The organism is Streptomyces sp. NPDC107528 (genome assembly GCF_055639295.1).
On sequence record NZ_JBVKAV010000012.1, the window covers coordinates 91,272 to 117,425 of the forward strand.

General features: G+C 72.7%; 21 protein-coding genes and 1 pseudogene. 12 read left to right on the forward strand and 10 right to left on the reverse strand.

Translation table 11 applies throughout. The features are described 5' to 3' along the window. Positions 1 to 112 precede the first annotated feature (112 nt). On the reverse strand, positions 113 to 532 hold the full coding sequence (locus ACZ7L5_RS33795) for a CoA-binding protein (protein ID WP_471521671.1): 420 nt from the start codon (positions 530 to 532) through the stop codon (positions 113 to 115). A 307-nt stretch (positions 533 to 839) separates the two neighbouring features. Here ACZ7L5_RS33795 and ACZ7L5_RS33800 point away from each other — a divergent pair, with 307 nt between their 5' ends. From ACZ7L5_RS33800 to ACZ7L5_RS33820, 5 genes are all read left to right on the forward strand, one after another. Continuing rightward, the gene (locus ACZ7L5_RS33800) at positions 840 to 1,604 is read left to right on the forward strand and encodes a hypothetical protein (RefSeq protein ID WP_471521673.1); all 765 of its coding nucleotides are present in this window, start codon (positions 840 to 842) and stop codon (positions 1,602 to 1,604) included. Next, a complete protein-coding gene (locus ACZ7L5_RS33805) occupies positions 1,601 to 2,146 on the forward strand; it encodes a SixA phosphatase family protein (RefSeq protein ID WP_471521675.1) in 546 nt (181 codons plus the stop codon). Before ACZ7L5_RS33800 ends, ACZ7L5_RS33805 begins: the two co-directional genes overlap by 4 nt. A gap of 67 nt (positions 2,147 to 2,213) precedes the next feature. Continuing rightward, on the forward strand, positions 2,214 to 2,840 hold the full coding sequence (locus tag ACZ7L5_RS33810; protein ID WP_471521677.1) for a YigZ family protein: 627 nt from the start codon (positions 2,214 to 2,216) through the stop codon (positions 2,838 to 2,840). A gap of 157 nt (positions 2,841 to 2,997) precedes the next feature. Next, positions 2,998 to 4,161 (forward strand): exonuclease SbcCD subunit D, encoded by a 1,164-nt coding sequence (locus tag ACZ7L5_RS33815; protein WP_471521679.1) that lies wholly within the window; start codon positions 2,998 to 3,000, stop codon positions 4,159 to 4,161. Further along, on the forward strand, positions 4,158 to 7,157 hold the full coding sequence (locus tag ACZ7L5_RS33820) for an AAA family ATPase (RefSeq protein WP_471521681.1): 3,000 nt from the start codon (positions 4,158 to 4,160) through the stop codon (positions 7,155 to 7,157). Before ACZ7L5_RS33815 ends, ACZ7L5_RS33820 begins: the two co-directional genes overlap by 4 nt. A gap of 2 nt (positions 7,158 to 7,159) precedes the next feature. On the opposite strand, the gene ACZ7L5_RS33825 is transcribed toward ACZ7L5_RS33820, so the two are convergent. After that, positions 7,160 to 7,606 (reverse strand): Lrp/AsnC family transcriptional regulator, encoded by a 447-nt coding sequence (locus ACZ7L5_RS33825; protein WP_471521683.1) that lies wholly within the window; start codon positions 7,604 to 7,606, stop codon positions 7,160 to 7,162. A 94-nt stretch (positions 7,607 to 7,700) separates the two neighbouring features. Between ACZ7L5_RS33825 and ACZ7L5_RS33830 the strand changes: the two genes are divergently transcribed. The 3 genes from ACZ7L5_RS33830 to ACZ7L5_RS33840 all read left to right on the forward strand — a co-directional run bounded on the left by ACZ7L5_RS33830 (position 7,701) and on the right by ACZ7L5_RS33840 (position 9,647). Continuing rightward, on the forward strand, positions 7,701 to 8,177 hold the full coding sequence (locus ACZ7L5_RS33830) for a rhodanese-like domain-containing protein (RefSeq protein WP_471521685.1): 477 nt from the start codon (positions 7,701 to 7,703) through the stop codon (positions 8,175 to 8,177). A gap of 57 nt (positions 8,178 to 8,234) precedes the next feature. Beyond that, positions 8,235 to 8,750: an immunity 21 family protein gene (locus tag ACZ7L5_RS33835; protein ID WP_328883078.1), complete on the forward strand. Its 516-nt coding sequence runs from the start codon at positions 8,235 to 8,237 to the stop codon at positions 8,748 to 8,750. Positions 8,751 to 8,813: 63 nt separating this feature from the next. Continuing rightward, a complete protein-coding gene (locus tag ACZ7L5_RS33840; RefSeq protein WP_471521687.1) occupies positions 8,814 to 9,647 on the forward strand; it encodes an SDR family oxidoreductase in 834 nt (277 codons plus the stop codon). Between the two features lie 81 nt (positions 9,648 to 9,728). On the opposite strand, the gene ACZ7L5_RS33845 is transcribed toward ACZ7L5_RS33840, so the two are convergent. Then, positions 9,729 to 11,417, reverse strand: coding sequence for a DUF885 domain-containing protein (locus ACZ7L5_RS33845; protein WP_471521689.1), 1,689 nt, complete (start codon positions 11,415 to 11,417; stop codon positions 9,729 to 9,731). Between the two features lie 64 nt (positions 11,418 to 11,481). After that, positions 11,482 to 11,988 carry an Lrp/AsnC family transcriptional regulator gene (locus ACZ7L5_RS33850; RefSeq protein ID WP_363036860.1) on the reverse strand — a complete coding sequence of 169 codons (507 nt, stop codon included), beginning with the start codon at positions 11,986 to 11,988 and terminating at the stop codon, positions 11,482 to 11,484. Between the two features lie 118 nt (positions 11,989 to 12,106). Between ACZ7L5_RS33850 and ACZ7L5_RS33855 the strand changes: the two genes are divergently transcribed. Next, the gene (locus ACZ7L5_RS33855; protein WP_471522092.1) at positions 12,107 to 13,405 is read left to right on the forward strand and encodes a trans-sulfuration enzyme family protein; all 1,299 of its coding nucleotides are present in this window, start codon (positions 12,107 to 12,109) and stop codon (positions 13,403 to 13,405) included. Here the strand turns inward: ACZ7L5_RS33855 and ACZ7L5_RS33860 are convergent. The 5 genes from ACZ7L5_RS33860 to pdxR all read right to left on the reverse strand — a co-directional run bounded on the left by ACZ7L5_RS33860 (position 13,353) and on the right by pdxR (position 22,153). Continuing rightward, the gene (locus tag ACZ7L5_RS33860) at positions 13,353 to 14,705 is read right to left on the reverse strand and encodes a GNAT family N-acetyltransferase (RefSeq protein WP_471521691.1); all 1,353 of its coding nucleotides are present in this window, start codon (positions 14,703 to 14,705) and stop codon (positions 13,353 to 13,355) included. The genes ACZ7L5_RS33855 and ACZ7L5_RS33860 overlap by 53 nt on opposite strands. Before the next feature lie 97 nt (positions 14,706 to 14,802). Next, positions 14,803 to 17,457, reverse strand: coding sequence for a DUF7824 domain-containing protein (locus ACZ7L5_RS33865; RefSeq protein ID WP_471521693.1), 2,655 nt, complete (start codon positions 17,455 to 17,457; stop codon positions 14,803 to 14,805). After that, complete coding sequence (locus tag ACZ7L5_RS33870) at positions 17,454 to 18,863, reverse strand: SWIM zinc finger family protein (protein WP_471521695.1); 1,410 nt, start codon at positions 18,861 to 18,863, stop codon at positions 17,454 to 17,456. Before ACZ7L5_RS33870 ends, ACZ7L5_RS33865 begins: the two co-directional genes overlap by 4 nt. Before the next feature lie 145 nt (positions 18,864 to 19,008). After that, positions 19,009 to 20,583 (reverse strand): alkaline phosphatase D family protein, encoded by a 1,575-nt coding sequence (locus ACZ7L5_RS33875; protein WP_471521697.1) that lies wholly within the window; start codon positions 20,581 to 20,583, stop codon positions 19,009 to 19,011. A 154-nt stretch (positions 20,584 to 20,737) separates the two neighbouring features. Beyond that, the gene (gene pdxR / locus ACZ7L5_RS33880; protein WP_471521699.1) at positions 20,738 to 22,153 is read right to left on the reverse strand and encodes a MocR-like pyridoxine biosynthesis transcription factor PdxR; all 1,416 of its coding nucleotides are present in this window, start codon (positions 22,151 to 22,153) and stop codon (positions 20,738 to 20,740) included. Between the two features lie 202 nt (positions 22,154 to 22,355). On the opposite strand from pdxR, the pseudogene ACZ7L5_RS33885 reads away from it, so the two are divergent. Further along, a pseudogene (locus ACZ7L5_RS33885) lies at positions 22,356 to 23,144 on the forward strand (EamA family transporter); the annotation flags it as partial. Positions 23,145 to 23,237: 93 nt separating this feature from the next. On the opposite strand, the gene ACZ7L5_RS33890 reads toward ACZ7L5_RS33885, so the two are convergent. Further along, positions 23,238 to 24,068, reverse strand: a complete 831-nt coding sequence (locus tag ACZ7L5_RS33890) for an alpha/beta fold hydrolase (protein WP_467478394.1) — start codon at positions 24,066 to 24,068, stop codon at positions 23,238 to 23,240. 205 nt (positions 24,069 to 24,273) lie between these two features. Here ACZ7L5_RS33890 and ACZ7L5_RS33895 point away from each other — a divergent pair, with 205 nt between their 5' ends. Beyond that, the gene (locus ACZ7L5_RS33895) at positions 24,274 to 25,158 is read left to right on the forward strand and encodes an RNA polymerase sigma-70 factor (protein ID WP_471521701.1); all 885 of its coding nucleotides are present in this window, start codon (positions 24,274 to 24,276) and stop codon (positions 25,156 to 25,158) included. A gap of 170 nt (positions 25,159 to 25,328) precedes the next feature. Beyond that, a complete protein-coding gene (locus ACZ7L5_RS33900) occupies positions 25,329 to 26,090 on the forward strand; it encodes a GntR family transcriptional regulator (RefSeq protein WP_471521703.1) in 762 nt (253 codons plus the stop codon). The last annotated feature ends 64 nt before the right edge of the window (positions 26,091 to 26,154 follow it).

Below are 26,154 nucleotides of genomic sequence, written 5' to 3' on the forward strand. Positions count from 1 at the left end.
GTCGTGGCCAGGGGAGGGTCCCGGAGGCGGCTCGGTGCAGTGGCGGCGCAGTGGGACGGCAGCTCGGCGGGGCCGGCGATTCAGTGGTGGGGACGGCCGAGGCAACGGCGATTCAGCGTTGGGGACCGCCGAGGCGCGGTATCTCGATCGCCGGGCAGCGGTCCATGACCATCTCCAGTCCCGCCGCGCGTGTGCGCTCGTACGCCGCCTCGTCGATGACGCCCAGCTGGAACCAGACCGCCTTCGCGCCTTTGGCGACCGCGTCGTCGGCGATCGGGCCGGCGAGGTCGCTGTTCACGAAGACGTCGACCACGTCCACGTCGAAGGGGATGTCCGCCAAGGAGGTATAGCCGCGCTCGCCGTGGACCGTCTCGGCCTTGGGATGAACGGGCACGATGCGCTTGCCGTAGCGCTGCAGCACATCGGCGACCCCGTACGCCGCCCGCCGCTCGTTCGACGACAGGCCCACGACGGCCCAGGTGTCGCCCAGTTCGGTGAGGATCCTGCGGACCGCTGCCTCGTCGCCGTACACCGTGGGCCTCCCTGTGCTTCGTACGTACCGGTGATTCGTACCACTGCCGTCCAGCTGTTTTCATGACCCACAACGGCCGACGGCCCACGAGGATTCCCCGACACGCCGCGGATTCTGGGAACCCAGGCCCGAACTCCTGTCCGGGCGGGCAGGTGCGCAGTACGGTTCGGGCAGTCCGCACGGCAGGGGGTGGCGATGCCCGGGTACGACAGACGCCTCGCGCGCGTGAGTGGGCCGTACGACCATGGATGACCAGCGAACTCCGGACGGACCGGACGCCCGCCACGCTGACCGGAAAGCGGGTCGGATGACTGCGGACGACCGCGCGGGCGCCTACGCTCGCTCCGTGCTGCGCATCATCGACGCCCGAACCGGCAAGCCCGTCGACGCCGCGCCCGCCCGCCGCGGCCTGACCCGCATCGAGGCGCATACGGAGGGCTTCGACGTCACCGCCCTGCGGGTGCTTTTGGTCGCCGACCTCCTCGTCCGCGCCCTGGAGCTCGGCGGTACGCCGGTCTGGGCGCTGCTCGACGAGGAGCGGCAGCAGGCGGAGCTCCAGGCGGGCGCCGCGGCGCTCGGCATCCGGCCCTTCGAGGACGGCCGGGACGCGGCCTCGGGCGGCCTGGGCGAGGCGCAGGTGATCCACGTCGTGCGCGAAGGCGGTGACGCGGAACCCGACGGCGTACGGGTCGCCGTCGCGCCCGTTCACTCGGAGGCGCCGCCGCAGGAGGGTGAACCCGCCGCCCTGCGCCTCGCACTGCTGTCCCGGCGCAGAGACGTGCCCGTACGGCTCGACGCGGCCGCGCTCGCCGAGGCCCAGGAAACCCTCGCCCGCTGGCGTGGTGCCGTTGCCGGCTGGGCGCAGCGGCCGTCACGGCCCATCCCCGACGAGGTGCGCACAGAGCTGCGTACCGCCTGGGAGGACGACCTCGACGTACCCGGCGTGCTCGGCGTCCTGCGCTGGGTGGAGACCGCGCCGGAGCTCTCGGACGGCGCTCGCTTCGAGACGTACGCCTACGCCGACCGGCTCCTCGGCCTCGACCTCGCGCGCGACCTGGGAAGCCAGGCGTGAGCGCGCGCATGGGAGCGGGTCCGCTGCGTCGCCTGGTCGTCCTGCGCCACGCCAAGTCCGCCTGGCCGGAGGGCGTCGCCGACCATCAACGTCCGCTCGGCCCACGCGGCCGCCGCGACGCCCCGGCTGCGGGACGGATGCTCGCCGAGGCCGACTGTCTGCCGGACCTCGCCCTGTGCTCGACCGCCGTACGCGCGCGTGCGACCTGGGACCTTGCGGCCTCCCAGTGGGGCACGCCGCCACCGGTGCGTCACGACCCGCGGTTGTACGCGGCCGACGTGCCCGACCTGCTGGCGGTCGTGCACGAGGTGCCCGCCGAGGTCGAGACGCTGCTGCTGGTGGGGCACAACCCCGGCCTGGAGGAACTCGTCCTCGCCCTCGCGGGCGACGACCTCGACGGCGCGCTCGACGAGGTCCGTACGAAGTTCCCGACGTCGGCGATCGCCGTGCTCGCCTGGCACGGCACCAGCTGGCGGGCTCTCACGCCGGGCACGGCGTTGCTGACGGGGGTGATGGTGGCGCGAGGCAAGAAGCCGACGTGAACCGATCCCCGGCTCGGGCCTCGGGCCTCGGACGAGGGTTGGCGGAAGGTCGGCATAGGCTGGCCGGATGCAGGACGAGTACCGCACAGTCGCCCACGCGGGCGTGCACGAGACCGAGGTCAACCGCTCGCGCTTCATCTGTGCGCTCGCCCCGGCGGCCACCGAACAGGAGGCCCAGGACTTCATCGCCGGCATCCGCAAGGAGCACGCCGACGCCACCCACAACTGCTGGGCCTACGTCATCGGCGCCGACGCCGCGGTCCAGAAGGCCAACGACGACGGCGAACCGGGCGGCACCGCCGGCGTCCCCATGCTCCAGATGCTGCTGCGCCGCGACATGCGGTACGTCGTCGCCGTCGTCACCCGCTACTACGGCGGCGTGAAGCTCGGCGCGGGCGGGCTCATCCGGGCCTACGGCGGCGCCGTGGGAGAGGCGATGGACGAGCTCGGCACGCTCACCCGCCGCCGCTTCCGGCTGGCCACGGTGACCGTCGACCACCAGCGCGCGGGCAAGGTGGAGAACGACCTCAGGTCGACCGGGCGCCAGGTGCGGGATGTGCGGTACGGGGAGGCGGTCACGATCGAGATCGGTCTGCCGGACGCCGACGTGGAGTCGTTCCGGGCGTGGCTCGCGGACGCGACGGCGGGGGCGGCGGGGTTCGAGCTCGGGGGAGAGGCGTACGGGGACGCATGAGCGGCCGTGTGAGGGGTCTGGTGGCGCGGCGTGCTGCACGGCGGGCAGGGCGTGCTGGGTGAAATGTCCGTAACGGGCGTATAGCGCCCCTGTCATGACGGGGCGATACGGGAGTAAGCGCCCGTGCTGTCAGACCCGGCCGTTAGTCTCGGGGATCATGAGACTGCTGCACACTTCCGACTGGCATCTCGGCAGGGCGTTCCACCGGGTGAACATGCTCGGGGCCCAGGCCGAGTTCATCGGTCACCTCGTCGCGACCGTGCGTGAGCGCGGTGTGGACGCGGTGGTCGTGTCGGGAGACGTGTACGACCGGGCGGTTCCGCCACTGGCCGCGGTCGAGTTGTTCGACGACGCCCTGCACCGGCTCGCCGACCTCGGTGTGCCCACCGTGATGATCTCCGGGAATCACGACTCGGCGCGTCGGCTCGGTGTGGGAGCCGGGCTGATCGGCCGCGCGGGTGTTCATCTGCGGACCGAGCCGGAGGCGTGCGGGACGCCGGTCGTGCTGCGGGACGACTTCGGCGATGTGGCCTGCTACGGGCTTCCGTATCTCGAACCCGCCCTGGTGAAGGACGAGTTCGGCGTCGACAGGCCCGGGCACGAGGCAGTGCTCGCCGCCGCGATGGACCGAGTGCGCGACGACCTCGCCGCACGCGCGCGTGGCACGCGGTCCGTCGTCCTCGCGCATGCCTTCGTCACCGGGGGCGAGGCCAGCGACAGCGAGCGGGACATCACTGTCGGCGGGGTGGCCGCAGTGCCCGCGGGGGTCTTCGACGGCGTCGACTATGCGGCGCTGGGCCACCTCCACGGCTGCCAGACCATCACCGAGCGCGTCCGCTACTCGGGCTCGCCGCTGCCGTACTCCTTCTCGGAGGCCGATCACCGCAAGAGCATGTGGCTCGTCGATCTGGACGCCGACGGAGCGGTCACCGCCGAGCGGGTCGAGTGCCCGGTGCCGCGTGCGCTGGCCCGGATCCGGGGGGCGCTGGAGGACCTGCTCGCCGACCCGGCGCTCACGCGGTGCGAGGAGGCCTGGGTCGAGGCGACGCTCACGGACGCGGTGCGCCCGGCGGACCCCATGGCCCGCCTCGCCGAGCGCTTCCCGCACACGCTCAGTCTCGTCTTCGACCCCGAGCGCGCACCCGACGATCCCGAGGTTTCCTATGCGCAACGGCTCGCGGGCAGGAGCGATCAGGAGATCGCGGAGGACTTCGTGGCGCATGTGCGCGGGGCCGGACCGGACGAGCACGAACAGGGCGTGCTGAGGGACGCCTTCGACGCGGTGCGCGCCGACGAGGTTGTGCGGGAGGTGGCGCGGTGAGGCTCCATCGCCTCGACGTGACGGCCTTCGGGCCCTTCGGAGGTTCGCAGACCGTCGACTTCGACGCGCTGTCCCTCGCCGGCCTCTTCCTGTTGCACGGACCGACAGGCGCCGGCAAGACCTCCGTCCTGGACGCCGTCTGCTATGCGCTCTACGGCTCCGTGCCGGGTGCCCGTCAGAGCGGTCAGGGCATGACCCTGCGCAGCGACCACGCCACGGCCGGCACGCGCACGGAGGTCCGGCTCGAACTCACCGTCGCGGGCCGTCGGTTGGAGGTCAGCCGGCAGCCGCCCTGGGAGCGGGCCAAGAAGAAGGGGCGGCCCGGGACCACGGTCGACAAGGCTCAGACCTGGCTGCGTGAGTACGACGCGCAGGCCGGCAGCTGGAAGGACCTCAGCCGTTCGCACCAGGAGATCGGTGAGGAGATCACCCAACTGCTCGGCATGAGCCGCGAGCAGTTCTGCCAGGTGGTGCTGTTGCCCCAGGGCGACTTCGCGCGCTTCCTGCGCGCCGACGCCGAAGCGCGCGGCAAGCTGCTGGGCCGTCTCTTCGACACCCACCGTTTCGCCGAGGTGGAGAAGCGCCTCGCCGAGCGCCGACGGGCGGCCGAGGCGCAGGTGCGGGACGGCGACGCCGCGTTGCTGGCCGACGCCCACCGGATGCAGCAGGCGGCGGGAAACGCCATGCGGTTGCCGCCGGACCTCGCACCGGGCGAGCCGGGCCTTGCCGAGGCCATCCTCGGTGCTGCCGCCATCGCCCGCAGCGCCGCCCGCGAGCAGCTGACCGTCGCCCACTGCCGCCTCCTGGCCGCCGAGTCCGCTCAGGCAGCCGCCGATCGCGCCCTGGCCGACGTACGCGAAGTGGCCCGGTTGCAGCGGAGGTTCGCCGAGGCAGGGGAGCGGGCCGCACTGCTGGAGGAGCGTGCCGACGGCTACCGGCAGGCGTTGGCCCGGATGGAGCGGTCCCGCAAGGCGGAGGCCGTGGCGCCCGCGCTGGAGCTGCGTGACACGGCCGAGGCGGAGCACCGCCGGGCGACGGCGGCCGAGGCACGCGCGCGTGGACTGCTGCCGGAGACCTTCGCGGGCGCCGGCGCCGCCGGGCTCGCGGTCGCCGCGCGCCGGGCGGCCGAGGAACTGGGCGGACTGGAGTCGGCGCGTCGCGGTGAGCAGCGCCTGGCCGAACTCGTCGACGAGCGCGGTGAGTTGGACCGTCAGGAGCGGGCCGACGAGGGCCTGCTGCAGGACGCCGAGGACTGGCTCGCCGGGTGGGAGGACAGCCGCGCCGCACTCCAGGCCCGGATCGACACCGCCCAGGACGCCGCGACCCGGGCCGAGCAGTTCGCCGTACAGCGGGAGCCCGCGCAGCAGCGGCTCGGTGCCGCGCGGATGCGTGACCAGCTCGCCGGGGACACGGACGCCGCCGCCGAACACGCCCGGCTCGCCCAGGAACAGGTGCTCGAGGCCAAGGCGCACTGGCTCGACGTCAGGGAACAGCGACTGAACGGCATCGCCGCCGAACTGGCCGCCCAGCTGCAGGACGGCGAACCCTGCGCGGTCTGCGGCGCCACCGACCACCCCGCCCCCGCCCGCAAGGACGCCGGGCATGTGGACCGGGAGGCGGAGGAGCGCGCGCTGACCGCCTACCAGCACGCGGAGGAGCGGCACAGCGAGAAGGAACGGCACCTGGGCGTCGTACGCGAGGCGCTCGCCGCGGCCACGGCCGAGGCCGGTGACTCGCCGACCGACCAACTCGCCGCGCACTGCGAGGAGCTGGAGCGCCTGTGGGCGCAGGCCCGCCGGGACGCCTCCGCGCTGCATCCGGCACACGAGGAGCTGCGCCGGGCCGAGGCGGAGTACGAGCAGCGGACCGCCGACCGGCAGCGGGCGGCGGTCAGAGTCGCGTCCCGGGTGGGCCACCGCGAGCGGCTGGACCGGGAACGGGCCACTCTGGAGGGGGAGTTGACCCAGGCCCGCGGCACCGCAGCCAGCGTGGCCGCGCGAGCCGGCCAACTGGAGCGGCAGGCCGAGCTGCTCACCGACGCCGCCGACACCGCGCGTATCGCCGAGGACGTCGCTCAACGGCTCAAGGACGCCGACGCCCGCCTGGCCGACGCCGCCTTCCGCGCGGGCTTCGACACCCCGCACGCCGCGGCCGCCGCGCTCCTCGACGACGCCGCCCACCGGGACCTCCAACGACGGCTGGACGCCTGGCAGTCCGAGGAGTCCGCCGTACGCGCCGTCCTCGCCGAGGCCGACACCGCGGCCGCCGCCCAGCAGCCGCCGGCCGATGTGGGGTCCGCGGAGCGGGCCGCTTCCGCAGCGGTCCAGCGGGCCCGCGACGCCGCCTCCGCGCGCGACGCCGCAGCCCGGCGCTGCACCGAGCTCGATCGGCTGTCCACGCGCGCGACCGCCGCCGTGCGCCAACTCGCCCCGCTGCGCCGGGAGTACGACCGCGTGGCCCGCCTCGCCACACTCACGGCCGGAACCTCGTCGGACAACGAACGCAAGATGCGCCTGGAGTCGTACGTCCTGGCTGCCCGCCTCGAACAGGTCGCCGCCGCCGCGACCGTACGGCTGCAACGCATGTCGTCCGGCCGCTACACCCTCGTCCACTCCGACGACCGGGCCGGTCGTGGCCGCAGCGGGCTCGGGCTGCATGTCGTCGACGCCTGGACGGGGCGGGAGCGGGACACGGCGACGCTGTCGGGCGGTGAGACGTTCTTCGCGTCTCTCGCTCTCGCTCTCGGTCTCGCGGACGTCGTGACCGACGAGGCCGGCGGGGTCCGCCTGGACACGCTCTTCATCGACGAGGGCTTCGGCAGCCTCGACGACCAGACTCTCGACGAGGTGCTCGACGTTCTCGACTCCCTGCGCGAGCGCGACCGCAGCGTCGGGATCGTCAGCCATGTCGCGGATCTGCGGCGGCGGATCCATGCGCAGTTGGAGGTCGTGAAGGGGAGATCGGGATCGGTGCTGCGGCAGCGGGGTGTCGGATGACGCTAGTGACCGAGCGGGCGGCGTGGCAGCGGGGACGAGTAGACGACGCTCGTCGTCACCGAGCCCAGTGTGCCGATCTTGCCTGACACCTCCTCCAGATGCCGCATCGAACGGGCCGTGACCTTGATGACGAAGCAGTCGTCGCCGGTGACGTGATGGGCCTCCAGGATCTCGGGCGTCGCGGCGACCAGGTCGTGGAACGGCTTGTAGTTGCCGTTCGGGTACCGAAGGCGGACGAAGGCCAGGATCGGCATGCCCAGCCGCTCGGGGTCCACCACGGCGGCGTAGCCCTGGATGACGCCCGCCTCCTCCAGCCGACGCACCCGTTCGGTGACCGCGCTCGCGGACATGGACACGGCACGAGCGAGCTCGGCGAAACTGGCGCGGCCGTCGCGCTGGAGGACGTCGAGGATGCGCCAGTCGGTGGCGTCCGGGGAATACGCGGTCATGGGCGAGGAATAGCAGGGCATTCCCCGGTGGAACAAGAGAAGCGGAGGGGATTTCCTCTTCAGGGCGTGGATCACCGGTCGTAGATTTCCGGTCATGACGACTACGCCCAACGCTGTCCTGCGCGTCGCGCCCGCCACGCCTGCCGACGCCGCCGCCCACTTCCGTGCGAGCCTCGTCTTCCACGCCGACGTGTCCGACGTCGCCGCCGCGCTCGCGGCCGATGCCGACGCCGGCTTCGTCGTCCTGGACTCCCGTTCCACCGAGTCCTGGGACCAGGGCCACATCCCCGGCGCGCTCCACCTCCCCACCGCGCTGATCCCCGAGCAGGCAGATCAGCTCCTCGACAGGTCCGTACCCGTCGTGACGTACTGCTGGGGCCCTGGCTGCAACGGCGCCACCCGCGCCGCCCTGGCCCTCGCCGAACTCGGCTACCAGGTCAAGGAGATGCTGGGCGGTTTCGAGTACTGGGCGCGTGAGGGCTTCGAGTACGAGACCTGGCAGGGGCGGGAGCGTCGGGAGGCCGACCCGCTGACCGCACCGCGAGCGGGTGCCGACAACTGCGGCTGCTGAGACGTGGGTTGGGCACGGTGATCCGAGCGCAACGCGGTGCGTGTAGGTTCTGCTGCCATGGTGCGATACGCGGAACCGGGCGCGGTGGAGTGGGTGGAGTCGGGCGGCGGCCCGCTGATAGCGGTGCCGGAGACGGTGCTGCCGTTCTGGGCGGGCGCGGACGGTGACGAGACGGCCTCGGACTACGACCGGGCCTGCGAGATCGACGGCTTCGTCGGACTGCTTCCTGTCGGAGACAGCGCGGCACTGGTGTTCGGCGACGAGCCCGCCTCGACCTCCTACCTGCCCGACCAGGGCATCTTCGTGCGCTGGTGCGCGGCCGACTCCGAAGCGGAACTGCTGGCCCGGGTTCCGGACGCCCTCGCCACGGCGGTCTGGGGACACGAAGTGCGCTGGAAGGTGCCGGGAACGGTCGTCCTGTTCGACTCCGCCTGGCCCGGACGGGAGACGGAACGCACCGAGCATCTGCGAGTGGCCCTGGAGCCGGGGGCGTACGCCGTCCGAGCCGCCCAGGTGCAGCCAGGCCCCGAGGTCTGGCTGGGGCTCGTCCAACTGAGACGACTGCCGCACTGACGCCACGTAGCTGCGTGAATATCCAGGTGCGCCGCACCCGGCAGATCACCATCATGATCTGCCATGCCCCGACTCCCGCACCCCACCCTCCAAGACCTGCGCCGCGACCCCCTGCCCCTGCGCGGCCGGACCGCTCTGGTCACCGGAGCCAGCAGACGCGCCGGCATCGGCCATGCGGTGGCACGGCGGCTCGCCGCGTACGGGGCGAGCGTCTATCTGCACCACCATGTGCCGCACGACGCCGCGATGCCCTGGGGAGCCGACAGCCCGGACGACGTCGTCGCCTCCGTGCGTGAGGCGCTCGGCGACCCCGAGGCCCAGGTCCTCGCGGGACCCGGTGACCTGTCGGACCCGGCCGCGCCCGCCGAGCTGATCGCCACGGCCACGGAGGCACTCGGCGGAAGACTCGACATCCTGATCGCCAACCACGCCGTCAGCGGCTCCGACGGCACCCTCGACGAGATCGACGCCGCGATGCTCGACACGCACTGGGCGGTCGACACCCGCGCCGTACTGCTCCTCGTCCAGGCCCACGCCCGGCTGAGGCCGGCCGGTCCCGGCGGCCGTGTCGTGATGATGACCTCCGGGCAGGACATCGCGGGCGGCATGCCGGGGGAGATCGCCTACGCCCTTCAGAAGGGCGCCCTGGCCTCGATCACCCGCTCGCTCTCGACCACGCTCGCCGAACAGGGCATCACGGTGAACACCGTCAACCCCGGCCCCGTGGACACGGACTACCTGACCGGTGAGGCGTACGAGGCCGTGGCCGACCGCTTCCCGACCGGCCGATGGGGTATGCCCGACGACCCCGCCCGCCTCATCGCCTGGCTGGCGACGGACGAGGCGGGCTGGATCACCGGGGAGGTCATCAACTCCGAGGGCGGATTCGGGCGTTGAGGGTGCGATGCCGGCGTCGAGGGGGGCGATGCCGGCGCGTGCAGCAGAAGGTGACTTCCGCAGCAGGCGCCGGCGTCCGCCTCAGAGCCGGGCCAGCTCGTCCACCAGGTCGTCCAGGCCCAGGGAACCCTGGGACAGGGCCGCCATGTGCCACGCCTTGAGGTCGAAGGCGTCGCCGTGCCGCTCGCGTGCCTTCTCGCGGCCCAGCAGCCACGCCCGCTCACCGAGCTTGTAGCCGATGGCCTGGCCCGGAATCGTCAGATAGCGGGTCAGCTCGCTCTCCACGAAGTCCGCCGGACGGCTGCTGTGCGCGCCGAAGAACTCCTGGGCGAGCTCCGGAGTCCAGCGCTCACCCGGGTGGAACGGGGAGTCGGCCGGGATCTCCAGCTCCAGGTGCATGCCGATGTCGACGATGACCCGGGCGGCCCGCATCATCTGCGCGTCGAGGTAGCCGAGCCGGTGCTCCGGGTCCGTGAGGAAACCGAGCTCGTCCATGAGCCGTTCCGCGTACAGTGCCCAGCCCTCGGCGTTGGCGCTGACCCCGCCGATGGTGGCCTGGTAGCGGGAGAGGTTCCCGGCGACGTACGTCCACTGCGCGAGCTGGAGGTGATGGCCCGGCACGCCCTCGTGGTACCAGGTCGAGACCAGGTCGTAGACCGGGAAGCGGGTCTGCCCCATCGTCGGCAGCCAGGTGCGACCCGGCCGTGAGAAGTCCTCGGAGGGGGCCGTGTAGTAGGGCGCCGCCGCGCCGCCGGGCGGGGCGATGCAGGACTCCACCTTGCGTACCGGCTCGGCGAGTTCGAAGTGCGTGCCGTCGAGCTTCTCGATCGCCTCGTCCATCAGGCCCTGGAGCCAGTCGCGGACCTCGTCGACGCCCTCGATGTGGTGGCCGCGCTCATCGAGGTGCGCCAGCGCCACCCACGGGGTCGCGGCGCCGGGAAGGATCCTCTCCGCCTCCTTCTTCATCTCGCCGAGCAGCCGGTGGTACTCGGACCAGCCGTACGCGTACGCCTCGTCCAGGTCGAGGTCCGTGCCGTTGAAGTAGCGCGCCCAGCGGGCGTAGCGCTCGCGGCCGACCGTGTTCGGGGCGCTCTCGATCGCCGGCGCGTACACGTCGCGCATCCAGTCCCGCAGCTCCACCACGGCGGCCGTGGCCCCGCGGGCGGCCTCGTCCAGCTCCGCGCGCAGCGCATCGGGCCCGGCGGACACGAAGTCCTCGAACCAGCCATGCCCTTCGCCCGTGTCGGACCACTCGGTGAGCTGCTCCACGAACGTGGCGGTGGGACGCGGGGCCGCGTACAGCTTGCGCTCCAGGCCCAGCGCGAGGGACTCGCGGTAGCCCGCGTACGCGACCGGCACCGCGCGCAGCCGCTCGGCGATCGCGGCCCAGTCCTCGTCGGTCTGATTCGGGGTGACGGTGAAGATCTCGCGCACCGAATGCGCGGGCGTGGCCATGTTGCCGACCGCGCGCAGGCCTTCGTCGGCCTCGTGCACGGCGAGTTCCGCGGTGAGACGCTCGCGCAGCAGGCGCGCGCACCGGCGCTCGATGTCACTGTCCGCGCCGGGCTGCCGCTCGGCCTCGTCGAGCCGGGCGAGCGTGGCCCGCGAGAGGTCCGCGAGCGCCTCCTGGCCCGCGGGCGAGAGGTCGGGAAGCTTGCTCGAACTCTCCCTCACGCCGAGGTACGTACCGGTCACCGGGTCGAGGGCGATGAGTTCGTCGACATACGCGTCGGCGACCTCGCGGGGCAGCGGGCTGTTGGTCTCAGACATGCGGTCCATCCTCATACGGCGACCGGCGCCGCGTCAGCCCGGTTTCACCGGCGCTTGTCCCACATCAGCCCGATTTCGCTGAGGGCGTGTTCTCCGGCGCGTCATGGGGCAGAAGCGGCCCGCAGTCCCACTGCTGGAAGATCAACCGGGTCTCCACCCTCGCCACTTCGCGCCGGGAGGTGAACTCGTCCAGCACCAGCCGCTGCAGATCCGCCATGTCCGCTACCGCGACGTGGACCAGATAGTCGTCCGGCCCGGTCAGATGGAAGACGGTCAGCGACTCCGGCATCGCCCGGATCCGCTCCACGAACGGTCCCACCAACTCCCGCCGATGCGGCCTGACCTGCACGGACAGCAGCGCCTGAAGCCCACGGCCCAGCTTGGCCGGGTCCAGCCGGAGCTGATGCCCGAGGATCACGCCCGAACGGCGCAGCCGCGTCACCCGGTCCAGACACGTCGACGGCGCGACCCCGACCTGCGTGGCGAGGTCACGGTAGGTGGTCCGGGCGTCGTTCTGCAGGAGCCGCAGCAGATGCAGATCGACCGGATCCAGTGCGACAGATTCGGCCATTGGCCGAACGTAACACGGTCCTCCACCGCTGAACCCCGTCCACTGTTCAGTCTTCCGCTGTTCGGCCTTCAGCCCATGGATGCCCATGGACCCCGCGAGCAGGGAGGCATACGACCTTATGCACGGGTACGACGACGTACGCACCGCACCGAGAGCACTCGCCACCGAGGCCGTCCACGCCGGCCGCGACGACCTCGCCCGGCAGGGCCTGCACGCTCCGCCGATCGACCTGTCCACCACCTACCCCTCCTACGACAGCCGCGGCGAGGCCGCCCGCATCGACGCCTTCGCCACCACCGGAGCCGAGCCGGACGGCCCACCCGTCTACGGCCGCCTGGGCAACCCGACCGTCGCCCGCTTCGAGACCGCCCTGGCCCGGCTGGAGGGCACCGAGGCGTCGGTCGCCTTCGCCAGCGGGATGGCGGCACTGAGCGCCGTCCTGCTCGCACGCGCCTCGATGGGCCTGCGCCACGTCGTCGCCGTACGCCCCCTGTACGGCTGCAGCGACCATCTGCTCACCGCCGGAGTGCTGGGCTCGGAGGTGACCTGGACCGACCCGGCCGGCATAGCGGAGGCGCTGCGTCCGGACACCGGCCTGGTGATGGTCGAGTCCCCGGCGAATCCCACGCTCGCCGAGGTGGACCTGCGGGCGGTGGCCCACGCCTGCGGCTCCGTGCCGCTGCTCGCGGACAACACCTTCGCCACCCCGGTGCTCCAGCGCCCCGCGGAACAGGGCGCGCGGCTGGTGCTGCACAGCGCCACCAAGTACCTCGGCGGGCACGGGGACGTGATGGCGGGCGTGGTGGCCTGTGACGAGGAGTTCGCCGGGCGGCTGCGGCAGATACGTTTCGCCACGGGCGGTGTCCTGCATCCGCTGGCCGGCTATCTGCTGCTGCGGGGCCTGTCGACCCTCCCGGTGCGGGTACGGGCCGCCTCGGCGAGCGCCGCCGAACTCGCCCGCCGCCTCGCCGACGACCCGCGCGTCTCCCGCGTCCACTATCCGCGCATCGGCGGCGCCATGATCGCCTTCGAGGTCCACGGCGACCCGCACGAGGTCATCGCCGACGTCCGTCTGATCACCCCCGCCGTGAGCCTCGGCAGCGTCGACACCCTCATCCAGCACCCGGCGTCCATCAGCCACCGCATCGTCGACGCGGACGACCGACGTGACGCCGGGGTGAGCGACCGACTGCTGCGGATGTCGGTGGGGCTCGAAGACGTCGAGGACCTGTGGGCGGATCTCGACGCAGCGCTGGGAACGCCGGCGCGCCCCGACAAGGGAGCGGCTTCGGCACGGCATGCGGCCCGACCGCAGGTCACGCCCAGCCACAGCGCACCCGCGGCCGTCAAACGGCCCCTGGCCTCTACGGCGCTTGGACCCTCCCCATCTCACCCGCACTCGACAGTCGCCCCGTAACCCCCACGGCGCCCTCCGGCTCGACTTCCGACGCAGCCAGGCGGGCCGTGATCACCAGGGTCCCCTCCTCGATCTGATAGTCGAGGGGGAGGCCCAGGGCGCGCATCGCGGCGACCATGCCGGTGTTGGACGACTGCGTCACGGCGTACACGCTCTCGCAGCCCGCCTCGACCGCCATCCCCACCAGCCTGCGCAGCAACTCGCTGCCGATGCCGCGCCGCTGCCAGGTGTCCTCGACGAGCAGTGCGACCTCCGTCTCGTCGCCGTCCCACAGCAGGTGGCCGAGCCCGACGATGCGGCCCGACGCGGTCTGCACGGCGATCGTGCGGCCGAAGCGGGGGCTGAGCAGGTGGTTCAGATAGCGGTCCGCGTCACCGACCGGCCCGTGGTACCGCATCCCGAGCGTCCGCGTCGAGCACCGCTCGTGCATCTCCTTGGCGGCCCGAACGTCACCGGTGTCCGCTCGGCGCACCGTGATGTCATTGCCCTCGGGCAGGGTCAGCACGTCCTGGCTGCGCGGCACGCGCGGGCCGAGCCGGGCGTCCAGCTCCACGAGGGCCCGCGCCCGCGCGAACTCGGTCGGCGTGAACGGCAGATACGGCCGCTCCACGGTGATCACTCCGCCTTCCGGCGCCCGCAGCCGCATCACGGTGTCCTCGAGCGCGCCCTCCACCGGGACCGGTGCGGGGCCCCTTCCGCCCACGGCGGGCAGCGAGCGGATGGTGCACCGGCCGAGCAACTGACGCAGCGCCAGCGGTAGTTCGGCGGCGTCGAGAGCGGTACGGGTGGCAAGCCCCAGCACCCTCGTCGGCGCGTCCACCAGGTCGTGGGCGTCGGCCCGCTCGATCCAGGTCTCGGCACCGCCGGCCTCCGAGACCGCACGGGCGATGTCGGCCGCCGTGAGACCGCCGGGCGCACGGAGCAGGAACTCGTCCACCGTGCCCTCGGCCAGCGGATGTGTCTGCAGGCTCAGGATGTCCACCCGCCGGCCGGCGAGGGCCGTGCACAGCACGGCCAGCGACCCCGGTTCGTCCTGCACTGTCGTCCGCATCCGCCAGAGGGCGCCTTCATCGGTCACCGTCGCGGACGTCTCCGGCGACGGCTCCGACGGCCCGGCCTGCGCCTCGGGGCGCGGCCGGGCACCGGTATCGCTCGTCGGAGGCGCGTGACCGTGGCGGCGTGACCACCATGAGTGGAACCCCGCCGTGAAGAGTTCGGCGACCTGGACGACGTTCCTCCGCCAGGGGTGGGCGGAACGTCCGGATTTCGCACGCGTCACATCAGATATGTCTCGACTCATGCATCCACTGTGAAGGAACGGTGTTGCGTGATCACGAACGCTTTGTGACCGGGCGGTAAAGAACCTTTTTGTATTGTTTTTTACTTTTCTCGTCGAGTCAGGCGGCCGTCAACGCGCTGCGCAGTCGCCGAGCCTGGGCCACGAGCCGGGACGAGCCACGGCGATCCGCTGTCCGCGCCAGATGCGGCAGTTCCCCGCGTGCCCCCGTTCGCTCGGCGCACTCCGCAGCGACGGCCACGAGAGCCGCGAGTCCTCGTGGGGGCGCGGTTGCCCCGGTGGCAGTCGCGAGGTCTTCGAGCAGGACGGGCAGGGTGTGCCGGAGCATCCCCCAGATGGTGGCGTTCGCCCCCGTGGCCGCCGCGGTGCGCGCCGACTCCACGAGCCGCGACGGCTTCACGGCCCCGCGCCGCACCAACTGCCCCAGATCCGCGCCCATCCGGGCCCCGTCGAGCTGCCCGCGCGCCGCCAGCACCAGCAGGGCGTCCACGGCGGCGAGCCGGTCCTCCGGGTGCCGCGCACCCAGCCCGTACGCGACGGCCAGGTGCACCGCGTCACCGGCCTCGCCGCCCGATTCGGCCAGCCGCGGCAGGACCTCCGCGTCGCCCCGGGTGTCGTCGACGGCGACCGACGACATCTCGCGCAGCATTCTGACCGCCACGAGTTCGCGCTGCTCCGGCAGCAGGGCCAGCCAGTGCCGGCGCATGCCGTCGCCCCAGTGCCAGCAGTGCCGGCGATCCTGGACGAAGCTCACCGGCCGTCCCAACGGACGGAACTCGGCCGGCAAGTCGCTCTGCAGCTCGGCGATCTCCCCGGATTCGACGAGTATGCGGTCCCCCGACGTCTGCCGCCGGAACGCCGGCGCGGCCGGAGCCCCGGCTGTCAGCCACCCGGCGAGACGCGTCCCTTCCGCCGTGTCCAGCGCCGCCGCCCGCTCCGCGGCCGCCTCGGCCACCGCACGGTCGCCGCGTCGGACCCGCAGCAGCGCCTGCGCGAAGTCGGCCTTCGACACCCGTGCGCCGAGCTGTCGGTACTCGTCGAGACGCGTCACCAACTCGTGCGGCTCCAGCAGGCCCGTGCCCCAGGTGGGCGTGGAGAGCAGGAACGGCAGAGGCTCGGTGCGGATGCGGTACGCCACCTCCCAGATGCGGGCCTCGAAGGCCCGGGTGAGGGGGCTGTGGCCGCAGTCGCTGGTGACGGTCCCGCTGTGGAGGGCCTTGTGGAGCGTGGTCGTGAGCACTTTGCCCCGCAGCGTCGCCAGCAGGAGTTCGAGACCGTGCGCCGCGTTGATCAGGCCGTGGTGCCTGGTGAAGTAGTCGTCCGCGCTGTACGCGTACGCCTGTTCCCGACCGTCCCACCAGCGGCGCGCCACGACGGGGTCGAGTGCCTCCAGCAGCACGTCCCGATCGCGGTACGCGTGCCGCACGAGTCCGTCGAGGGCCCGCTCGAACGCCGCCACGTCATCGTCGGACGCAAGCAACGCGCCGACTTCCTCGGCCAGTTCCTCCGCGGACTCGGGTGCGGGCGCGAGTCGGACGGGCTCAGGCGCGGGCGGCAGCATCTCCTCGTAGGGCACCGGCTCCGACGCCACGGAGGACGCCCCCAGGCTCCGGGCGGCTCGCATCCGGAGCGTGGGGATCAACTGTACGGCGGCGCAGCCGAGTTCCTCCCGTGTCTTGGCCGTACCGACCTTGCCCGCATGCCGTTCCACCAGTTTCAGTGCCCGCTCCTGCACGTCCGAGTCCTCGTGTCCGAAGGCCTGGGCGGCGGCGGGCAGCAGCTCATCGGCTGCGGCTGCGTCGCGGGCGAGAACGTTGCCCAGCAGGACCAGCTGGGCGCGCACGAGCTTCTTCTCGGTGCGGAAGAGGACCGCGCCCGACATCTCGGCCAGTTGACGGGTGGTCAGTTCGCCGTCCAGGGCCAGCGACGCCAGCACCGACTGGGCGTGCGCGGCCACCACGGACGCGGCGTCGGAAGCCAGGGCCAGCCACTCGGCCGTGTGCTCCCGCTCCTCGTCCCGGGTGAGTGCGAGGGCGCGCAGCATGCGCAGGAACACCCGGTGGTCGGCGGCCGGACCGCCGCGCAACAGCCGGGCCAGGCATGCGTCGACCGTCGCCTTCCGGTCCAGGACGCCGTCGGCGGTGAGCGTAGCCAGCGCCTCGGTCCAGCTGTTCGGACCCTCGTCCGCGGTCCATGCCAGACGGCTGCCGATGTCGTTCGTCTCGAAGAGCGCGGCCGCGAGCTGCGCGAGGTGCGGGTCCTTGCGCAGCCGGTCCAGGATCGTGTCACCGCGCTGCCACACATGGCCGATGTGCTCCACCCACCCGTGGACATAGGCCTCCGTGGTCGGCACCGGGCAGCCGGAGAGCCGCACCAGTCCCGCCATCAGTTCGTACGGCACACGCGAGCTGGTCGGCCGCTCGGCCAGCCGGTGCGCCACGTCGCCGAGCCAGCCGGGGGACCGGTCGCCCAGGAGGTCGATCAGCACCCCGGGCGGAGCGGGCCACCAGCGCATGTCGGAGGCCGCAAGCCAACTCGATACGCCGGCCGCACCGGTCTGGCAGGCGGTCCCCGCCGCATGCAGGGTGGGATAGGCGCTGCGCGCCTGCGCGGTCCACTGATCCGCCCTCAGCTCCTTGCGCAGCGCCTTCAACTCCGGGAAGACCGCCCGTCGTTCGGCATCCGTCATCCCGTCCAGCAGGCTCACCACCTCGGCCGTCCGCCCGGCCCGGACCGCTTCCATCAGCGAACTCATCGCGCACCCCCGTCGATTCGTGCCATGTCCCGCTCCGCAGCGGCGATGCCCCGCCGCACCATCCGCACCGCCAGCGCGTGCTTGCACGGCCCGCGCCCACCCCGGTACTTCGCCCACCACGGACAGCTGCAGCTGAGCACGCCCGCCGCGTCGCGCACCCGGTGCACATGCCCGTCCTCGGCCGTCACCGTCCCGATGGCGCCGTCCAGCGCGACCGCGCCCGCCGCCACCAGTGCCTGTGCCGAACGCAACCGCGGGTTGTGGCGCTCCACGCGCTCGGCGTCGTACGGCAGCTCCCGGTGGAAGTAGGCCGCCTCCGCCGTGTCGTATCCGACCCGCCCCGACGTGCCCAGGCGGACCAGCGCCGCCCGGACGCGCTCGGGCGTGAGTCCCGAGGCGGTGGACAGGTCGGTCACCTCGACGCGAGGCTCCCACGCGAGGAGTACCGCGATCAGCTCCGCGTCCTCGGCGGCCTCGTCCGCCGCGAGGGCGTCCAGGACACCGCCCTCGCCGGAGAAGCCGCGCGAGGCGTCGGGTGACAGCGTCAGGGTCAGCCGCATGCCCGGCAGGACCACCTCCCAGGCACTGGCCGTCGCGGCGGCGCCGCCCGTGACCGAAGGGCCGTAGACCCGCAGAGCCGTGGCATGCCTCAGCACCCGCTGGAGCGCGACCAGCCGCTCGGGGCCGGGCAGGCACACCGCACCGGGCACCGCGCGCATGGTCGGCCGCAGCCCGCTCCCCGAAGACACCACCCATCGCGCGCCGATCGAGGCGCCCCGCGCCCCACCGCGCGGCAGCGCCCGCAGGAACCGCACCGCCTCCGCGGCCGGCAGCTCGGCCCGCAGGTCGAAGCCGGCCGCTATCACCTGCGCCTCCGCGAAGCCGCGCAGCCAGCGGTCGGGGAGGGGCACCTTCTTCTCCACGACCGGGCCGTCCAGCGTGGTCACCGCCAACTCCTGCGGACCCACCCGCAGATGGAGCGGATCGTCCGCGCCGATCCTCGACAGGGCCTCACGCAGGGGGTTGTTGACGTCGACGTTCGTCGTGCCGTGTCCCACCTCGCCGCCGTCCAGGCCCGACTCCAGCACGTCCAGGCGGGCGTACACCCCGCAGCAGCCGGAGAAGGACTCGAAGCGCAGCCGGTCGCCGTTCCCCGTCACCACCGGGTCGAGAGAGGCGCGCAACTGCCGCTGGTAGTACCGCGCCGCCGCCACGTCGGCCACCGCGAGCAGCCCGGCGGAAGCCACCTGAGGAGACGTCAGGAAGCCTGCGAAGAAACGCGGATGGTCCTCCACGCCCGAGGGCGTCGCACCCCGTGAGGTCTCGAGCCCCAGGCGCTGTCCGTCCGCCGCGGACTCCAGCACGGAGGGTCGGCTGTAGGCCACGGCCTGCAAAGATCGCGTCATGGAAAGACCGTAGAGGCGACCACTGACAATGGACTCTGACCTGCGAAGACACCGTCTGGGGCGGGGAATACGACCGTGCCGCGCCCCGGGGGATGACGCCGGTGCGCGGCACGGATTCCAGGCTACGGCCTCCCGGGCACGGGAGTTACTGACCGATCCGGCCCGGCTGCAGGACCTGCGTGAACAGCACGGTGCCGTCGGACTCGCGCAGCCGCACCGTCAGCTCGCCGCTGCCGCCGTCGATGTCGACCTCGCCGAAGAACTGGTAGCCGCCGGCGGGCGAGACGTTCGCGGTCGTGGGCGCCTTGATGAACACCCGGTCCGGACCGAAGGTGTTGTCGAGGGTGTTCGCCGGGAACGCGCCCGCGTTGAGCGGGCCGGAGACGAACTCCCAGAAGGGCTCGAAGTCGGTGAACGCGGCCCGCGACGGCTGGTAGTGCTGGGCCGACGTGTAGTGCACGTCGGCGGTCAGCCACACGGTGCCGGTGATCCTGCGGTGCTTGATGAAGCGCAGCAGCTCGGCGATCTGCAGCTCCCGCCCGAGCGGAGCTCCCGGGTCGCCCTGCGCCACGGCCTCGACGTTCGGCTTGCCGTCGCCGGTGTCCGGTACCACCAGGCCCAGCGGCATGTCGGAGGCGATGACCTTCCACACCGCCCGCGAGCGGGACAGCTCGCGCTTGAGCCACCTCAGCTGCTCGGCGCCGAGGATGCCCTGCGCGTCGGTGGCCTGGTCGTCCGTCGAGTTGGCGTTGCGGTAGGTGCGCATGTCCAGCACGAACACGTCCAGCAGCGGACCGTGGTTGACCACCCGGTACACGCGGCCGTCGGGGCGGCGCAGGGTGGAGATGGGGAAGTACTCCGAGAACGCCTGCCGGGCGCGTGTGGCCAGGACGTCGACGTTCTTCTCGGTGTAGCGGGAGTCGGCGAGGATCTCGCCGGGGTACCAGTTGTTGGTGACCTCGTGGTCGTCCCACTGGATGATCGACGGAACCTGCGCGTTGAAGCGCTTGAGGTTGTCGTCGAGCAGGTTGTAGCGGAAGTTGCCGCGGAACTCGGCCAGGGTCTCGGCGACCTTGGACTTCTCCTCGGTGGTGATGTTCCGCCAAGTGCTGCCGTCGGGCAGCGCGACCGACGCCGTGATCGGGCCGTCGGCGTAGATGTTGTCGCCGCTGCAGAGGAAGAAGTCCGGGTCCAGCGCCGCCATCGCGTTGTAGATCCGGTAGCCGCCGAACTCCGGGTTGATGCCCCAGCCCTGCCCGGCGAGGTCGCCCGACCACACGAAGCGCACCCCGTCGCGCCGCCGCGCGGAGGCCGTACGGAACGTGCCGGCGACCGGCTCACCGGTGCGGCGCGGGTCGTCCGGGTCGGCGAGCAGCACGCGGTAGTGGATCTGCTCGCCGGACGGCAGGCCGCGCAGTCGGGTCGTGCCGGTGAAGTCCGTGTCCGCGCCGAGCAGCGGGCCGTGCCATCTGTGCGGTTTACGGAACGACTCGGTCGCGGACGTCTCGACGATCATCCGGGCCGGACGATCGGACCGCACCCACACCAGCCCCGAGTCGCAGGTCACGTCGCCCGTCTGGACGCCCCAGCCCGCCTTGGGACGCCCCGACAGGGCGAACGCCGGTGCCGAGCCGAGTGCCGTTGGCAGGGTGAGCGCCGCCGAAGCGGCGAGCGAGCCGCGCAGAACGCTGCGGCGGCCCGGGGACGGATGGTGTGACATGAAGGCCTCCAGAGGCGGGATCCGGCCAGTGTGCAGTGCCACAACTACTGGTGCGCCGCAGCGCACACGGAAACCACAAGTGAACAACCGACCGCATCCGCAAGGTAACCGGCGTGCCGGGTGCAGTGCCCGTGCGGCGCCCGTGCAGTGCCGATCAGCGCGGACTCGCAACGACCGCCTCGGCCATGAGCCGTACACCCGCCCGGATCCGCGTCGGCGACAGATGCGCGTATCCCAGGACCAGCCGCACACCCGGCCGGCCGCCCTCCCCGGCACGCGCGTGTGTGTAGTCCGTCAGAGGCCGCACCGCCACCCCGGCCGCGGCCGCGCGCGCGAGGAACCGCTCCTGGGGCCCGTACCGCTCCGGCAGCGCGGCGATGACGTGCAGGCCCGCGGCGATCCCGGTCACCTCCGTGCCCGGGAAGTGCTTTTCCAGGGCGGATACGAGGGTGTCGCGGCGCTCCCGGTACGCGCGCTGGCACCGGCGCAGCTGGCGGTCGTAGTCGCCGCGCTCCAGGAACCGGGCGAACAGCGCCTGATCGAGGGTGGGATGGCCGAGATCCATGGTCCGCTTGCGCTCGACGACATCCTCGGCCAGCGCCTCCGGCACGAGCAGCCAGCCGAGCCGGAGGCCAGGTGCGAGGGACTTGCTGACCGATCCCGCGTACGCGACGCGCTCGGGGTCGAGCCCCTGGAGCGCGCCGACGGGCGCACGGTCGTACCGGAAGTCGCCGTCGTAGTCGTCCTCCAGGACGAATCCGTCGAAGGACCGCGCCCAGTCGAGCAGTTCGGCACGGCGGCGCGCGGAATAGGCGATGCCGGTGGGGAACTGGTGCGCCGGGGTCGTGACGACGGACCGTACGCCGGACTCCCGCAACGGTCTGACGGCGAGCCCCTCGTCGTCCAGCGGCAGCGGCACGGTGGTCACCCCCGCTGCCGCGTAGAGCGCTTCGTGCTGCGGGCTCCCGGGGTTCTCCACGCCCACTTCGCGCATCCCGCGCGCGTGCAGCACGAACCCGAGCAGGGTCGTCGCCTGCGCCACCCCGGAGACGACCACGATGCGCTCGGGGTCCGCGACCACGCCCCGGCGGCGCGCCAGCAGTTCTGCCAGCGCGGTACGCAGCCGGGGCAGCCCGCGCGGGTCGGGATAGCCGAGTTCGTGGTGCGGCAGCTCGGCCAGCACCCCGCGCTGCGCGGCAGCCCACGCCGCGCGCGGGAACAGGGACATGTCCGGTGTCCCGGGTACGAAGTCGGCGTGGGCGCCGGTGGCGCGTGGAGCGAGATCACGCGCGCGTGGCCGGGCGGCCCGTACGGCACTGCCCACCCAGGTTCCGGCACCCCGGCCGCTGCGCAGGTATCCCTCCGCCGTCAGCTGCTCGTACGCCTCGGTGATCAGCCCGCGCGACACACCGAGATCGGCCGCGAGATCCCGGCTCGACGGCAGCCGGGTGTCCGGCGCCAGCCGCCCCGACCGCACCGCCTCACGCAGCGCGGCCTGCAGCGAACGCCCACGCGCGCGTGCCGGCGCCGACGCGGCAGGCAGCAGCAACTCCCAGGCCGCGGAGTCCACGGGAGGCTGCGGGCCACCTGCGGTCGGCGCCGCTGAGGCTGCGCCCGCCCGCTGGGGCCGCTCGCCCGTCCCGAGGAACCGTCTGCCGAGGCCTCCGAGGCCTCCGAGGCGTGCCGTGCCGCCCTCCCGGCCGGATTGGTCTGCGATGGCGTCATGAAAGTGGACCTTAATCCGGGCCGCTGCGCTTCCTACCGTCGCTGCCATGAACGCCACCACCACGCGCGGAGCCCTGCTCGCCGCGCTCGCCTGCGTCCTCGTCGGGGGATCCTTCACCGCCAACAGCCTCCTCGGCGACTACCCGTACGCCGGCGGCCAGTTCCTGCGCTACGCCCTCGCCTGCCTCCTGCTGATCCCGCTGGCCGGGCGTGGCGCCCTGGCCCGGCTGCGCGCGCTCGCGGCCCGTCAGTGGGCCCGCCTCGTGGTACTCGCCGCCGTCGGTATGGTCGGCTTCAACCTGGCTGTGATCGCCGCCGAGCGCACGGCCGAACCGGCGGTTCCCGGAGTCTTCGTCGGCTGCGCGCCCGTGGTCGTGGCCGTGGTCGTCCCCCTGCTGGACAAGCGCCGCCCCCAACGGACCGTCCTCTACGGGGCGTTGTTGGTCGCGGCGGGCGCGGTCACGGTCCAGGGCTGGGGGCGTACGGACGGCGCCGGCATCGCCTTCTCCGCCTGTGCGCTGGTCGGCGAGGTCGGTTTCGCCGTCCTAGCCGTGCCCGTGCTGCGCCCGCTGGGCCCGCGGTTGCTGTCCGCCGCGGTGTGCGCTGTCGCGGCGGTCGAGTCCGCGGCGGCCGGACTGCTCCTGGACGGCACCGCGTGGCTGCGCCGGCCCGGCACCACCGAGGCGGCCGCTCTGCTGTGGCAGGCGGTGGTCGTGACCGTGGTCGGCTTCGTGTGCTGGTACATGGGCATGCAGCGGATCGGCGCCGAGCGCGCCACGCTCTTCTCCGGCCTCATCCCGGTGGCCGCCGCCTGCACCGCCCCGCTCGTCGGAACCGGCTCCTACGGCGCCGTACAGGCGCTGGGCAGCGCCCTGGTCGGCGCCGGAGTCGTCCTGGGGTCGGGCGCGTTGGCGCGCGCCCCGCGTGGGTCAGCGGCTGCCGTCGAGGATGACGCGCGCGACCAGGGCCGGGTCGTCGTTCATGGGGCAGTGGCCGCAGCCGGGCAGCCTGACGAGGCGCGCCCGGGGGATGATCTGCTTGGCGCGCACGCCCTGGCGGCGCACGAGCAGCCGGTCCCTGGTGCCCCAGGCCACGGTGACCGGGATCCCGGGGATGTCGTCGGTGAACCGGACGGCCCGGCCGGCGTCGAGGGTCTGGTCGAAGCCCGTGGCACGCGCCAGCGCCAGGGTCTCGGCGACCACGGCGTCGGGTGACCGGCGGCCGGGACGGGCGTAGATCGTGCTCGTCAGCACCGTACGGCCGGCCGCCGACCGGGACAGCTGCTCCACCAGCGGCAGCGGCAACCGGCGGGAGATCTGCCGCATCGCGAGCAGCACGCCGAAGGCGTAACGCCGCTCGGCCTCCGACCAGAACCCGGCCGGGGAGAGGGCGGTGACGGACCGCACGAGCTTCTCGCGGCCGAGTTCGAGTGCGATCAGGCCGCCCAGCGAGTTGCCCACCACATGCGGCCGGTCGAGCTCCATGGCCTCGCACAAGGCACCGAAGACGGCCGTCGTCGTCGCCAGGTCGTAGGAGAGGGCGTTCGGCAGGCCCGGGGACGTTCCGAAGCCGGGCAGGTCCACGGAGATCACATCGCGCTCGGTCGCGAGGATGTCGATCACCGGCTCCCAGACCTGCCGGTGATGCCCGATCCCGTGCAGCAGGAGCAGCGGTTCGCCGCTGCCCACGCGCGTGTAGTCGACGCTCACGCTCTGCGGGCCGTGGGGAGAGGCGACCTGGAAGGAGACGGTGGCGGACATGGGGTTGCTCCTCGGCTGGGACACGCTGACGGACGGCCGTAGACAGCTTGTCAGCAATTGCTACCGACGGGTAGACCCTGACCGTCGCGGACATCGGGCTCGCGTGCTCCCCAACGCGCCCCGCGCCCACCGAGGTTGAACGACACGGGGTGGAGGGCGCCGATTTCGCCTGGACACGGCCGGACGCGTCGGCTGGGATGGAGCGGTGACCACCGACACCGAGACCGACGTCTTCGAAGAGCACCGCCCCGTCCTCCTGGGGGTCGCCTACCGCATGCTCGGCCGTGTGGCCGACGCGGAGGACGTGGTGCAGGAGGCCTGGCTGCGCTGGTCGGGCGCCGAGCGGTCCGAGGTGCGCGAACCGCGCGCCTACCTGGTGCGCATCACGACCCGGCTCGCCATCGACCGACTGCGCCAGGTCAAGGCGCGAGGCGAGACCTACGTCGGTCCCTGGCTGCCGGAGCCGTACGTCACCGACTTCGGGGACGCCGTCCCGGACACCGCCGAGCGGGCCGTCCTCGCTGATTCCGTCTCCCTCGCCGTGCTTGTCGTCCTGGAGTCGCTGTCGCCGCTGGAGCGGGCGGTGTTCGTTCTCAGGGAGGCGTTCGGCTACCCCTACGCCGAGATCGCCGCCATGCTCGACCGCGGCGAGGCGGCGGTGCGCCAGCTGGCCGGGCGGGCCCGCAAGCATGTCGACGAGCGGCGGCCGCGGTACGAGGTCGACCCCGCCCAGCGACGCGATCTCACCGAAAGGTTCCTGGCCGCGGCGGCGGAGGGCGACCTGGAGGGCCTCATGTTGCTGCTGGCCCCGGACGTCCGTCTCGTCGGCGACAGCGGCGGCAAGGCCAAGGCGCCGGTACGCGTCCTTGAGACGGCCGACAAGGTCGGGCGCTTCCTCGTGGGCGTCACCCGGAACGGCGTCCCCGATGTCACCTTCCGGTTCCTGGAGATCAACGGTGGCCCCGCGGTGCTGGTGCGGTCCGGCGACAAGCCCGACAGCGTCTTCCAACTGGACGTCCTGGACGGGCAGATCCAGTCGGTCTACATCATCCGCAACCCCGACAAGCTGACGTCGCTGGCGACGGCGTAGCTCTCACCGCCCCGTCCCGGCGGTGGCGGCGCGAGCCGTCCCGTGAACGTTCCCGGCGATTGGTATTGACCAAGGGTGGGGGCCGCCCTATGGTCGCAGATAAGTGCAACAACCTTTAATAAACAAGGGCGCTAAAACGCCGACGGGCCACGGCGATTGCGGAGGACAGGGTGGGGACCACGCAGCTGGAAACGGTGCCGGAACCGAAGTACTGGCATCTGAGGACCGTGCTCAGTGAGGCACTGGACTCCGAGTTCACCGTTGGCGAGATTCTGCCCAACGAACGCGACCTGGCAGCCCGCTTCGGCGTCGCCAGGGCCACGCTCCGGCAGGCCCTGGAACAGCTCGAACTGGAAGGCAGGCTGCAGCGCCGCCGCGGTGTCGGTACGACTGTCGCGCCGCCGCGCGTGGGCGTGTCCGTCGGGGGCGAGCAGCACGCCTGGCCGGGGGCGACCGACGACGTCTGGCAGCCCGCGGACTGCGCACTGGCGGTGCCGCCCGCGTCCGTCGCGGACGCCCTGGAGAGCGGCCGGGACGAGGCCGTGCACACCGTGCGCCGCTCCCGCGTGACGCACGGCCAGCCCGTCGCCGCCGAACTGCTCTACATCCCGCAGTCCTCGGTGCCCGACCTCTCCGCCATCGACGCCCCGGCCGGAGCGGCACGCGCGCGTGCCGTGCTGCGCGAGCTGCAGCGCCTGGAGCTGGAGGGCCAGGACAGCGCCGTCGAGCTGGGCTCGGCCCGCGCGGACGACGCCAAGGAGCTGGACCGCCTCCCGGGGGCGCCCGTCCTCGTCGTGACCACCCGCTACCTCGCCGACGGCCGCACCGCCGCGCTCTCCGTCGCCACGTACCGCGCGGACACCTGCCGGCTGACCTTCGGCGACTCCGGCGGCGTGGAGATCCACCAGGGCCCGGAGCGCCAGGCGTCCTGACCGTCGTACCGGCACATGCCTCGCGCCCCGGATCGACTCCGGGGCGCGTCGCGTTGGGTGGCGC